At 39.8% G+C, this 12,312-nt stretch carries 10 protein-coding genes; 2 read left to right on the forward strand and 8 right to left on the reverse strand.

Annotated elements, in window-relative coordinates:
- Position 1: 1 nt before the first annotated feature.
- Genes J7E57_RS21455 through J7E57_RS21465 form a run of 3 tightly spaced genes read right to left on the reverse strand, consistent with a single transcriptional unit; the run spans position 2 to position 4,052 of the window.
- Entirely contained in the window at positions 2-409 is a 408-nt protein-coding gene (locus tag J7E57_RS21455; protein WP_215131085.1) for a hypothetical protein, read from the reverse strand.
- Positions 406-1,506: a DUF928 domain-containing protein gene (locus J7E57_RS21460; protein ID WP_215131084.1), complete on the reverse strand. Its 1,101-nt coding sequence runs from the start codon at positions 1,504-1,506 to the stop codon at positions 406-408. The genes J7E57_RS21455 and J7E57_RS21460 overlap by 4 nt, the downstream gene beginning before the upstream one ends.
- Positions 1,503-4,052, reverse strand: a complete 2,550-nt coding sequence (locus J7E57_RS21465; protein WP_215131082.1) for a hypothetical protein — start codon at positions 4,050-4,052, stop codon at positions 1,503-1,505. Before J7E57_RS21465 ends, J7E57_RS21460 begins: the two co-directional genes overlap by 4 nt.
- Positions 4,053-4,174: 122 nt before the next feature.
- On the opposite strand from J7E57_RS21465, the gene J7E57_RS27305 reads away from it, so the two are divergent.
- Entirely contained in the window at positions 4,175-4,306 is a 132-nt protein-coding gene (locus J7E57_RS27305; RefSeq protein WP_262897902.1) for a hypothetical protein, read from the forward strand.
- Positions 4,307-4,344: 38 nt separating this feature from the next.
- On the opposite strand, the gene J7E57_RS21470 is transcribed toward J7E57_RS27305, so the two are convergent.
- From J7E57_RS21470 to J7E57_RS21490, 5 genes are read right to left on the reverse strand one after another with little or no spacing between them, the layout of a single operon-like run.
- Positions 4,345-5,334: a hypothetical protein gene (locus J7E57_RS21470; protein WP_215131080.1), complete on the reverse strand. Its 990-nt coding sequence runs from the start codon at positions 5,332-5,334 to the stop codon at positions 4,345-4,347.
- Positions 5,331-6,230 carry a hypothetical protein gene (locus J7E57_RS21475; RefSeq protein ID WP_215131078.1) on the reverse strand — a complete coding sequence of 300 codons (900 nt, stop codon included), beginning with the start codon at positions 6,228-6,230 and terminating at the stop codon, positions 5,331-5,333. Before J7E57_RS21475 ends, J7E57_RS21470 begins: the two co-directional genes overlap by 4 nt.
- A complete protein-coding gene (locus J7E57_RS21480) occupies positions 6,227-7,903 on the reverse strand; it encodes a hypothetical protein (RefSeq protein ID WP_215131076.1) in 1,677 nt (558 codons plus the stop codon). Before J7E57_RS21480 ends, J7E57_RS21475 begins: the two co-directional genes overlap by 4 nt.
- A complete protein-coding gene (locus J7E57_RS21485; protein WP_215131074.1) occupies positions 7,903-9,216 on the reverse strand; it encodes a hypothetical protein in 1,314 nt (437 codons plus the stop codon). Before J7E57_RS21485 ends, J7E57_RS21480 begins: the two co-directional genes overlap by 1 nt.
- Positions 9,213-10,811: a hypothetical protein gene (locus J7E57_RS21490; protein WP_215131072.1), complete on the reverse strand. Its 1,599-nt coding sequence runs from the start codon at positions 10,809-10,811 to the stop codon at positions 9,213-9,215. Before J7E57_RS21490 ends, J7E57_RS21485 begins: the two co-directional genes overlap by 4 nt.
- Before the next feature lie 340 nt (positions 10,812-11,151).
- Here J7E57_RS21490 and J7E57_RS21495 point away from each other — a divergent pair, with 340 nt between their 5' ends.
- Positions 11,152-11,892, forward strand: a complete 741-nt coding sequence (locus tag J7E57_RS21495; RefSeq protein ID WP_215131070.1) for a LytR/AlgR family response regulator transcription factor — start codon at positions 11,152-11,154, stop codon at positions 11,890-11,892.
- Positions 11,893-12,312: the final 420 nt, after the last annotated feature.

The following is a 12,312-nucleotide window of genomic DNA, read 5'->3' on the forward strand; positions in this document are numbered from 1 at the left end:
ATTATTTGATTGCAAGCACGTATTTTTTCTGATTGATAAATTTGTCGTGGTAAATGAGTGTATCGCTTTTTTGATTAGGTGTTTTGTTAAAAGCAACCAGAAACTCATAACTTCCTTTAACCCCGTTTGATACCGGTTCTATGTACAAGGGATAATCTTTTTTATCACCATGAAGCAAATACATGCAGCTGTCTGAGCGGTAAAACATTTCTTCAGTTAGCTTATTGCTCCCATTTTCCAATACTACTTTTGATGGAAATACCCTTACCTGAAAAGTGGTTTCTCCTTCTGTTGCCTGGCTATTACGAATAGCCATAACCGTTAAATCATCGTCTTTTAACTGCGCTACCTGGTCTTTAGCCTTACAGCTAAACAATAAGGCTACTAGCATTACATATCCAAACCTCATTCTGCCAATTGTTTATAGGTAAATCTTAAACTCTTTTGGGTACCATCAGGCATCCGTATCTTCATTATATAAGAATAATTGTCGTCGAAAGAAAAATTCCGGCTAATGTCTATGTTAATCTTGTTCTCTCCTGCCTTAAGCCTTAAAGTAGGTAAGCTTCTGATTTTCTTTGAAGGGTTGTTGATGCAAACAATGCTATAACTGATTTTCTGAGGCCCGTAAGAATTGGTTAATGAGAAACGGATAAACCCGTTGCTGATGTAATTATTACCTCTTGCCAAGTCTTCAATATCCCTATACCCATAATCAGCAGGGATCACATTATTCACACTATCCTGGCAGTTTACTTCGAACGACCAAACATCTGAACGGTTGATTACCGTTTGATCGCGGTAGGCGCTCACCTGCCAGGCATATTTTTTACCCGCTACCAGTTCTTTTGAATTTGGTGGATAAACCAATAGATTGGCCACTACCCCTTTCTGATTCACAATTGGCAGGTTGTAGTTTAAGGCTTCAACGGCATTCTGTTTATCTTTAATTTCGACCAACATCACCTGGTAGAGCAAACCATCTACTTTTGGTATAGAAGGTTGCCAGGTAAGCAATGGCTTTTTTTCGCAAATTTCGTCCTGATCGTAGGGTTCAATCAGATCTAATGGCGCTGGTGGCGTAATTTCGTTGTTAAACGTTTGATCGATAATGATTTCCTGACTTGAAGACGCCGAATAAATATTAAATGAATATTCGTAATCGCCCTGTGGGAAGTATTGGTTACGCCTGATAAAGTTTGCCGTTGCATTCTGCGCCATGGCCACGCTGGCTGTACGGGCCACTCCCGAAGGAATAATGTTGTTCCCCGGCGCAATGGTAAATACCCCCGTTTGTATGGTGGCAATTTTTCCGGCACGTGCTTCCGTTACCGTAATGTTCATCCTTACCGATTTCACACCTGAAGCATTGAATATAGATGCCCTAAAAAGACCGTTCAGCGTGGTACCATATACCTCTGGAACAAACACAATACTGGTTTGGGCAGACACAACTGTGCTTATGGAAATAAATAAAATAAATAATCTTAGTTTAAGCTTGCTCATTGTCTGTCGAGATAATAGTGTATAGATATTTCTCCCCTATTGGTAGAAAAAAGATCGGGATAGGTTGGGGTAATCAGGTTTTTACGGATATCTACATAAGCCGAGATATCAAAATGTTTCTTCAGCATAAACTGGATACTTTGTTTAATACCGGCCTGACGGGCAAGATTTTGGTTATCGAGGTAACTTAATCCACTCGACATTGAAACACCGCTGAATAACTGGTATTGTAGCGATGCATCTGAGTTGAGCATATTACCCAATATGGTATTGGCATTAAGTTCGCGGTTATAAAAAAGGTTTCCAGAAAGTGAAAAGTCTTTAAATACTACTGTTTGCACATAGTTTAACTGCAATAAACTGGAATTGCCCAATGATAAGGGGTTGGCAATTTCTTGCTGCGCCACACTTACATGGCTAAACCCGCGCTGCCCAAACAGTTTATAATTCGAATTGAGATCGAGCTGAAGTTTTTTAGAGGCATATACCGGAGTGCTGCCCTGAGATACCTTATCTACACCGTTATCAATATATTTTATCCCCAAATTAGCCGACCTGGAAATGCGGAATCTCGAATCGAGCTGAATGTTATGGTTACTCCAATGTGAATTGTCTGTCGCACTAATTGGCATGTTTTTAAAATCGGAGCGTACAGAAAGTGTCATTTTCTTATGGAAAAATTCTTTACGGATATTTCCACCAAACCTTAGGTTAAGGTTACCGATTCCCTGTTGCCCGGGATTTTGAAATCCCGAACCTGCATAATTAACAAATACAGTACTCCTGATTCCCAGCTTTTTATCATCGATAGAATGGTTTAGCCCAACCGACATGGTTTGCAGAAAATCATCCCTAAAATAATTACCATTGGTATTTCTATCGATTATTAACTGATCTGGACCAAAGGCAGCAAGTTCTTTGTATTGCGTAGAGGATTTGGAAACATCGAAAGTAAATGTTCCTGCCTTACTGAACCGAAAGGCCTGACTAACGGTAAATACCATATTATTTCTCGGCAATGCATTTTGAGCTGATCCAAAGCTTCCGTTAAATTGCCGATCGTAAGTGCCCACCCATGAAAGCTTGCCCGAACCGAACGAAAAATTTGTAGTGGGTACACTTAAATAACTGTAGAGTTTTGGGATGGCAAAGGTGGACGCATTAAAACCGGCATCTTTTGTTGAATTAAGGTCGCGGTTGGTACTTAAACCCACAGTCACCGGCCCTCTTGGCGTTCTTAAAGAAAAATTGAAACCATTTAAAAAGAGATCGCGGTTGAGAAAACTTCCAGGCAATTGATGTCCAAAATTACCAGCCTGAAACTCACGGAGCTGCGCATAACTTTTCTGTAAAAAGCCCATATCTTTTCCTTTAGCAAGTTCTGAGACAAAGAAATTTTCGAGTTCTTTTTGCGAGATTTTACCTTGGGCTACTTTTTCCAGTAATTCAAGTTTTTCAGGGTCAAGCCCACTATCATATACAGACTGTTGGACCTTTTGGATTTCGGTAAACAATTCCTGCTTTTTAGCATTTAATAAGTTGGTAAGCGAATCTTGCCCGTGTTGACTAAGCTGTTTTCCCCCGTTCTGTGCCTGATCTTTTATTTCCGCTGTAAATTCGTTCAGTTTTGCCTTCAACTCCAATTCATCCATCTTGAGCATGCTTCTTAAATTTTCGGGATTATTTAAATAGGCCTGTAGTTTTGGTGAAGCAGAAAGATTAAGGTTCTTCGCAATCTTATCTTGTATCTTTTTTCGTAGAAAGGATTCTGCGGTTTGTCCACTCAACACATTCTTGCGCAAGTTCCGGTACTTGTCTATATCTGCCTTAAAAAACTGGTTAAAACTTGGCTTGGGTAAATTGAACTTAAAAAGATTGCCCTGATCGAACCTAAAATCTCTCATAGCGGTATAAGTGTTTGCCAATGAAAGATCAACCGGAATATTATATATTTTCAATTGGCCATAAAAGGTTACATTATTTAACAGGTTTTTACCATTGGCCGGGTTCTGCGTTTTAATGTATTGGGTTTCATTTCCTACTGACACATCACTAAACTGTATCTTAGAACCTTTTTTGAGTGTGTCTTTTTTTAAGAGTTTAGCAATATCAGATTGTTTTACACGTTCATCCGCTTGCGTTAATATTGATTTTTTGGTCGCCTGTATTTTCCCCATTGCCATTGAATCGAGCTTAGAGAATTTCTTTTTCGCCGATTTCAAGCTATCTGTAACCAGTTCCTTTGTTTTAACATATTGCGAAGAAACACTCAAAGATTGTTCTTTAACATTTTTTTTCAGGCTATCCTTACTTAAGGATCCGGTTATAGCCGATTGTCCAGTTAGTGCGCCTACTTGTAACTTTAATGATTTTTTAGTCTCCTGGATTTTTTGCATAGCCAGCGAATCTAGCTTGGAGAACTTCTTCTTGCCCGATTTCAGACTGTCTATAACAGCCTGCCCTGTTGAAGGAAGTTGCGCGAGAAGCTGCACTGAATGCAGGCAAAAAAATACCAGCACAGTAGCTGTTATTACGGCTTTGTTCATACATTAAATTTAGCATAGCTCTTTATCAAAGGCTTTCCCTGCATTTAGGATAAGACAGAAATAGACATTAATAAAGCGTTATTTAGTTTGTTTGGGAGTTTGAGAACTCAATTTCGAATATCATGATAAAAATAGCGGTAAAAAAGCTCAATCAAGCCCTTTTCCACAAACAGGAACTTTCTGCTGACGAAAGTGACTTAATCTTTGATGAAACCCCAAATATTCAAATGCTGTTTTTTTGTAAAGAGTTTTAAACTCTTGATAATCGAGGTCATATAATATACCTGTAAACTTAGTAAACACCATTTTTTATATTTCTTGAATGTTTTTTTGCTATTATAACCCGCTTAGATTGCTGCTTTTTTAACAGCTTAATTTCCTTATCCTGCTTAATTAAGTGAAGGGTGAGTTCTTCGATTTTCTTAAGCAATATTTTGTTCATTTCGCCCAATTCAATTCCATTATTCTCTGCCTCTTTTGCAGAAGGCACTTCGGGTAAGTGTTTGTGTTTTTTGATATAAGCTTCGAGTGCTGGTAAAGACAGGTTTTTATAATCCTCATTAAACACATAATCAGGAGTTTGTTGCCCATTCACCCTAATTTCGTTTGCTTTGATCCGCCCATTTACGGTTAACTTATCTTCGGGATTAAACGTACCAATGCCAACATTGCCTACAGGATCGATAACCATCCTCATCATGGGCTGTGCGCCGTTAGAGGTGGCGAAAATCAATTTTGCGCGGGCATCATTGGTAGCATCATCCATAAGTTGAGCACCTATATAAGCCATACCTTTATTAAATTGAGCATTCTTAGCCATCCAGGTTATACTACCTGCAGATGAGCCACTTACAGTTGAATTGTTACTGAGTATAAGGTGAGACTGGCTGTTGAATTCCGTACTTGGGTTCAATATCTCAAAAACCTTATTGTTCCCACCGTGGAAGTAACTCTGTGGATTACCAGTATTCAAGCCGAGGTTTCCTGAGGGAATGTCCATCGTTAGAAAATTGGTTCCAGAAAAGGGTCCACCCAGATAAATTCTCTTGGTGGAAGTGGCATTGTAAACCGAAAAAGCATTGTAACCGCCAACAAAAATTGCTTCCGGATCCCAGCCTGCATAGGTACCGATAAGCTGATGTACAAAATCCCCCTGCCTGCTTGCAAGCACATTATCGTACGCATCTTTGATGGTTACCCCTGTAGTAACGATCGGCGCCTGCGCACGCAATTGCCATGCACAACTAAAGGTTATTATTAAATAAATTAAATACTTCTTCATTTTCCTTTGGATTGCCTTGCCAATATTTGTTTAACCTGTTCTTGTAATGCTGAAAGCGTTTCACGTTGATCCGTTGTATTCTTTTTAAGTAGATTAATATCTGCCAGTTGTGCAGCTAAAGCTTTATCCTTTTCAATCAAATGCAGTGTAAGTTCTTCGATCTTTTTGAGCAAAAGTTTGTTCATCCCCCCAAGTTCAATTCCGTTCTTTTCTGCTTCTCTGGCCGAGGGAACATCAGGCAGGTGTTTGTACACTTGTATAAATTTTTCAAGCTCAGGTAAGGGTAGCAGCTCATATTTTGGCGCAAAAACATAATCGGGCATTGCATCAACATCAACCCTGATCTCTCTTGCCCTGATCTTTCCGTTTACTGTTAGCTTCTCGGAGGGCAGATCAGTCCCTATACCTACACTCCCATTCATCACGTTCAGGTTGCCAACATAAGTATGGGCATTGTCTCTTATCGTATTAAAGATGGTTACTATGGCACCATTATCATTCAGGTTGTCGTCACTGATAGAACCGAGTTCCAATGCGCCTGCTAAAAGGTTACTCACTTTAAAAACCCCCAAATCTGCACCTATTGCCGCTTTTACCCATATCTGGCTTTCTCCTCCAAGATTTAATAGTGCAAACTGTGGTTGCAGCCACGCTGCATAGCCCATACTATGATGCTCCTGAATAGAAAAATTCTGTGAATTGATAAACTGGATCCTACCCGATACCAATGAAGGCTTATGTGCTGTGGTATGTTTATACGTGTATTCAAATTCGCTATGCAAACCACCAACTTTAGCCACCAGATACCATTTTCCATCGGCAGGCAAACTGAACTGCTGGGCGGATAAGTTCATACCGCTAAAGAGAGCTAAGATTAAAATGTATAAATGTTTCATTTGATCTTTCCTTTAAGTTCGGATATTTCCATTTGCTGCTGCTTCAGTTTTTCAGTTTGTTCATTCATTTTACGGTCGTGTTCAATCATGTGCAGGGTGAGTTCTTCGATTTTTTTAAGCAGAAGTTTGTTCATTTCGCCGAGTGCGATACCATTTTTCTCTGCCTCAGCAGCTGAAGGAACCTCTGGCAGATGCCGGTATTGATGAATATACTTCTCAAGTGCTGGCAGTGGCAGCAACTCGTAATTGGGTGCAAAAACATAATCCGGCATGCCAGTGGCATCTACCCTGATCTCTCTGGCCTTAATCTTTCCGTTTACTGTTAGTTTTTCTGAAGGGTTAGAAATATTGACCCCAACATTCCCTGTGCCATCAATCACGATATCATCACCATAAAACCAGTTCAATCCATTGCCATATTTATCAAACATTCGCCGTGTACCCAAAATCATCTTTCCGGTTGCGTTACTATTATCAACATTACCCGCAACAGTAATAATCCTGCCCTGGCCATAGGCATTAGACCCGTCACTATTCGCGGGGATAACAAATTCAATCTGAGCGCCTTTATCCAAAAATCTCCCTCCTGTAGTAGCTTGGACTACAATGCCACTCCCCCCAAATGTTGGTGGAGGAGCATTAAGTGCTGTTCCATCATAATTAAGGTGAAGTTTCGAAGAAGGGCTACTTGTTCCAATGCCAACATTACCGTTTGGCCATATTGTCATCCGGGTCTGTAGTCCATCGCCTTCACGGGTGTAAAACTTCAGTCCTCCCCTGTCAACATGCTGGCCAAGTCCATAGTAAGCCTCTACCCTTGCATTTTCTATCCCAAAATTTGAATTGAAAAAACCCAAACTACCATAATCACGGTCAGCGCCGGTAGTATTAGGATTTGGGGTATCCGCCCTACTCAATGCCAAATTGCTATAGGTATGGTTATCCCTTGAAGTAAGACTGGCAAATGTTTCTCCCTGGGACGGAATTCCTAAAAAATTACGGAGACTCGTTACATCAAACTTTCGGACAAATTCATCACCCGAGGAGGCAAAAATCCCGGTAAGTGCTGTTGAGCCCACTTCAAGTATGGCCTGAGTCCTGAAATAGTTAGCCTTTATGTGACCTCCATCGTCCCTTCTTGCCATCGTATAGGCATCAGCATCATAAGCGTAGCCTACAAAAGCCGAAGTACCAAGTTCCGAAATCAGGGCTAGACGATCCCAAGGTGTATGTTGCATACCTGTACCCCAATCCCAGTTATTCCTTACCCATACTGCATTATTTGAAGTTTCAAACATCAGCTGTGCATTTCTGGAAGGCTGCCCTAAACTGATTACCTTAAAATTAGAACTGGTTACCGAGCCATGAGGTGTATTGGTAAGTGCTCCTCCTGCTGTTTCAAATTCATATAGACCAGGTTCCTGATAAGCATTGAAATCTGTACTTCCGGGTACATAAGTGCTTAGTGCATAAGGACCAACAAATGTCCTCATCGAAGCAACGCGAGGCGAAGTGTCTTTTATATTCCGTAAGGAATGTATATTTATCTTATTCCGACTTACTGTTTCATTAATGGATCCAGCATTAGCCAAGAAATGACCATGCTCTTGTGAAAACACAACAGTCCCATTGCACATCAATAAGATATAAAACAATATTGCCTTGATTTTCATTAGTTTTTACCTTTTATACTTTTAGCCGCTGTACTTTTTTTCAGTTCATCAATATCCATCTGTTGTTGACGGATCATTTTTTCCTGATCAATTAAATGCAGCGTAAGCTCTTCTACTTTTTTTAATAACAGCTTATTCATCTCACCAACGGCCATTCCATCGCGTTCGAATTCTTTTGCAGAAGGTACTTCAGGAAGGTGTTTGTTTAAACGGATGTATTTTTCAACCTCGGCGAGTGAAAGTTTATGATAAGTTTCTTCAAAAACATAATCAGGCGCACCCTGCCCGTCCACACGGATTTCGCGGGCCTTGACCGTACCGTTAACCGAAAGTTTTTCAGTGGGATTGTTTACTCCGATACCTACATTACCCGCGCTGTTCCAAATGCCACCGGGAAACTTGATATTAGGAGCCCCAAACCCACCATCGTAACCCAGCTCAATTGTACCATTGCCCACACGGATAAAATCTACCCTTGATCCAGAATCATGAAAACCGATGGTAGAATAATCCTGACCGTTGAGCAACATGGTTGTTTTGTTGGTCCAATCACTAATTGTTGGCGAAGAATTCGCTAGCACATTCCCCAGACTCAAATAACCATCTGTATTATGAATAATGCTATTGCTACCTAGAACCATTGCACCACCTTGTATATGTAGCTTCGCTCCTGCATATGCCGTACCGGTCCCTATGCCGATATTTCCATCAGGACTAATGGAAAGCCCATTAGACAATTGATTATTGGAATAAAGCGCCAGACCATTATAAGTAGTAATCAGTGCCGTGCCGCTATGGTCGTCTCCTGTTATGGAAACCCTACCTCCCCATATGTCGAGCTTCTCCCGCGGACTAACACTTCCTATGCCGATATAACCATTTTGGCTCATCACCATATTTGGCGTGTTGCCCATTTGTTTCGATAGAAAACCAAGTGAACGGGAATTTCCTTCCAACTGGAGTGAAAACTTCTCCTCACCCCAGGCACCCACATTAAGCTCTGATTCAGATTCGTTCTGTGCAAATACAATTGCATTCCTTGCACCTGAACCGAACGTCCAAGCATCGTTATTCTGCTGGAAACGTCCTGTCAACATGAAAGTGGTGCGGCCAAAATCTGTCGCATTATTTGTCAGTGTAAACAGGGTGGAGGCATCAAACCAAGAGTCTCCCTTTACCTGAAAATGACCAGCAGGGTTTAAAGTATTTACTCCTGCAGGGCCAGCGTTTGGAAAAGTATTCTGAGCATATGCCTGATGTGAAAAGGCAATCATTAGCATAAAAATTGAAGCTATGCGAGATGTGAATTTCATTTCTTAAAGGATTTTAGTGTTTTCTCCAATTCAGCGATCTTTAAACGTTGGGCATCTAATAAGTCTCCGCGTTTTTCATTTAGATTATGCTCCTCAATGATATACAAGGTGAGTTCTTCAATTTTTTTGAGTAGCAGTTTATTCATTTCTCCCAGTTCAATTCCGTTCTTTTCAGCTTCAATAGCACTCGGTATTTCGGGCAGGTGTTTGTTCTTTTTAATATAACTTTCCAACTCCTTCAACGTTCCAACCTCATACCCCTCTTCAAAAACGTAATCAGGCATATCCAGCGCATCAACGCGGATTTCCCGTGCTCTGATTTTGCCGTTAACCGCTAATTTTTCTGTTGGATTTAAGGTATTAATACCAACGTTGCCATTGCCCACTATTACAATATCATCGCCATAAAACCATTCAACAGGTTTACCATTTTTACTAAATGACCTACGCGTTCCCAAAATCATTTTGCCTGTAGCATCGCCATTGTTGCTATTTCCCGCTACTGTAATAATCCTTCCCTGGCCCCAGGGATTACTTCCATCAACCGAAGCAGGCACAACAAATTCTATCTGTGCGCCTCTATCGGCTATTCTACCTCCTGTATTCGCCTGCACAATTAAGCCGGTACCAGCAAACTGATAGTTATTACCACCATCTGTAGTAGCATATGCTCCATTGAGATGTAGTAAACCCAATGGATTAACAGTGCCAATACCTACATTACCTACGTTGAAATAACTTGGAATGATACTGTTATTGGCAAGCTGGATGACTGGATCTCCCCCACTATTTGCATTTGTAATTCTTAAGCCATTACTAAAACGATGAGTGGCCCATCCATCATTCAGGTCAACAATATCTCCATCATCAGCTAGTTTTATCCCACCTCCTGTCGTATTACCTGTTGATACCATTAAATTTCCCGAAACAGAGAGATCACCGCCCGCTATCTCTAATTTTGAAGTTGGGTTGGCTGTACCAATCCCAACAAAGCGGTTATCTGCACGAATATGAAAAATGTCGTTATATTGAACATTGTTATACTGATTGCTTATAGTAAAGTCATTTCCAGAGTAATCGGTATAGCCCAATGCCCAGTTTCCATTATAGTCTCCACCGGAGGGATCGTTTTTGGCAAGGCGTAGCCCTGCCCAGCCATTTGGTTTTACAATCAATAAGCCCTCGCCCCATGCAGCATATTTAGCCAGTATTTTCACATTATCCTCGAAGATACCGGTACCATTTACATGCAACCTGGCATTAGCGTTCATGGTACCAAGCCCAAGGTTACCTGCCCCATCCAAATGAAAGCGGGGAATACCCTGTGTAAATAGTTTTACCCCCTGAAATCCTGATAAATAAGCATAGGGAGAAACACCATTTTCTTCGCCATACCAACCTAAACCGTAATGAGATACATCTTTACCTAAGTAATTAAATCGATCCGTAGGGTTGTAAGCCACTGCAGGTATATGCACACCTGCCTCAAAGGTTTGAGCAAAACAAAAAATGTGGATATGGATCAAAAAAATGATTGACAAGAAACTTTTAAGCTGTTTGCCAGAAAAAGTACAGAAACGGGTTTGGTTCATCATATTTTTATTTTTTCACTTATATACCATAGTACAACAACTGCAACATTCAACATTAGCTGACTGTGCATTACTACCCATTACATAAGAAAATATTTACTATAGGCCAACTCATTTTTATACGTTTAATGATCGATCTATCCAGTAATTAGTTTGTTTGTGAAGCTTGAGAACTCCGGATCGAAGATGAAAGAAAAAAAAGAGATTTTATATAGCTAACCGCTTCCATTACACGTAAGTGGTATTATGGTACCACGAATACGATAAAATGTATGATGAAACCTCTTTTTTTGTCAATCGTACCCTACAGATTATTATATTTGAACTTTAAAGTGCTCTCTATATGAAATTTAACTGTATTGCGGTCGATGACGATCCCGCAAACCTCGAACTACTATGTGATTATCTCACAACCCTTGACGATTATGAACTTTTAGAAAGTTTTACCGACCCCATTAAAGCAATGAACCACATTATTTCAGGAGATAATCTTGATATTGTTTTTATGGATATTGAAATGCCAGGCCTTTCGGGAATAGATTTAGCCAAGATTATCCGCAGTAAAACAAGAAACCTGATTTTTACAACAGCCCATTCCAGATACGCACTGGATGCATTTGAAATCGAGGCTGATGCTTTTCTCCTCAAACCTTTCTCTCTTGGCCATTTTGCTACAGTACTGCATAAATTACAAAGTAGACGTATTCTCCCTATCCAAGAAAAGAAAAAAGTTGATGATCAGTACTTCTTTATTAAAAGTAAAAATGATAAGTCAAAATTGGTAAAAATCAGGTTTGATGAAATTATAGCAATTGAAAGTATCCAGAATTACATTTCAATATATACTACTCATAAAACTGTTGTTGCGCATATAACCCTTACAAAAATTAAAGAAATACTTAAGAATAATAATTCATTTATTCAGATTCACAGATCTTTTATTATTTCGAGAAACTATTTAGAGGAAATTGAGAACAACCTGGTACGGATGAAAAACGATCTATTGCTAACCATTGGTGAGAATTACCGGGACGAACTCATCGGTTTTGTAAAAACGAAAACGATTAAAACCGGACGGAATTAGTAATCAATTATATTATTTGACAAATAATATGATGGAATAAACAATGGTATAAATTTAAAAAATAAAAAAGATAGTAAAAATTCATAATTGCTATCTATTTGCCTATTCGAACCCGAAAATTTATTAATTTGATTCGAATTAAATTAAAGCGGGCGACAAAGTTTGAATAAATCTTTCTTTGTCGCTCGCTCACACTACCGATATTACATATGATACGCTGTCACACTGAGCTTGTCGAAGTGCTTTCATGGTATAAAAAACAGGGGTCTTCGACAGGCTCAGACTGACATAGCAATTATTTTTATTGAAATTTAAACAGGCTCTTATAGTTAGCCTTGTATGAATATACCCCGATTTCTCCTGGTTACCCTTTAGCTTTCGCCCATACCAATGCCTCCACCAACTATAGCCTGTTATAGA

The organism is Pedobacter sp. ISL-64 (assembly GCF_018613605.1).
Classification (GTDB): Bacteria; Bacteroidota; Bacteroidia; order Sphingobacteriales; family Sphingobacteriaceae; genus Pedobacter.

Bases quoted from the DNA above. Each gene is read 5' to 3' on its own strand.
- J7E57_RS21455 (WP_215131085.1), bottom strand. From the start codon at position 409: ATGAGGTTTGGATATGTAATGCTAGTAGCCTTATTGTTTAGCTGTAAG.
- J7E57_RS21460 (WP_215131084.1), bottom strand. From the start codon at position 1,506: ATGAGCAAGCTTAAACTAAGATTATTTATTTTATTTATTTCCATAAGC.
- J7E57_RS21465 (WP_215131082.1), bottom strand. From the start codon at position 4,052: ATGAACAAAGCCGTAATAACAGCTACTGTGCTGGTATTTTTTTGCCTG.
- J7E57_RS27305 (WP_262897902.1), top strand. From the start codon at position 4,175: ATGATAAAAATAGCGGTAAAAAAGCTCAATCAAGCCCTTTTCCACAAA.
- J7E57_RS21470 (WP_215131080.1), bottom strand. From the start codon at position 5,334: ATGAAGAAGTATTTAATTTATTTAATAATAACCTTTAGTTGTGCATGG.
- J7E57_RS21475 (WP_215131078.1), bottom strand. From the start codon at position 6,230: ATGAAACATTTATACATTTTAATCTTAGCTCTCTTTAGCGGTATGAAC.
- J7E57_RS21480 (WP_215131076.1), bottom strand. From the start codon at position 7,903: ATGAAAATCAAGGCAATATTGTTTTATATCTTATTGATGTGCAATGGG.
- J7E57_RS21485 (WP_215131074.1), bottom strand. From the start codon at position 9,216: ATGAAATTCACATCTCGCATAGCTTCAATTTTTATGCTAATGATTGCC.
- J7E57_RS21490 (WP_215131072.1), bottom strand. From the start codon at position 10,811: ATGATGAACCAAACCCGTTTCTGTACTTTTTCTGGCAAACAGCTTAAA.
- J7E57_RS21495 (WP_215131070.1), top strand. From the start codon at position 11,152: ATGAAATTTAACTGTATTGCGGTCGATGACGATCCCGCAAACCTCGAA.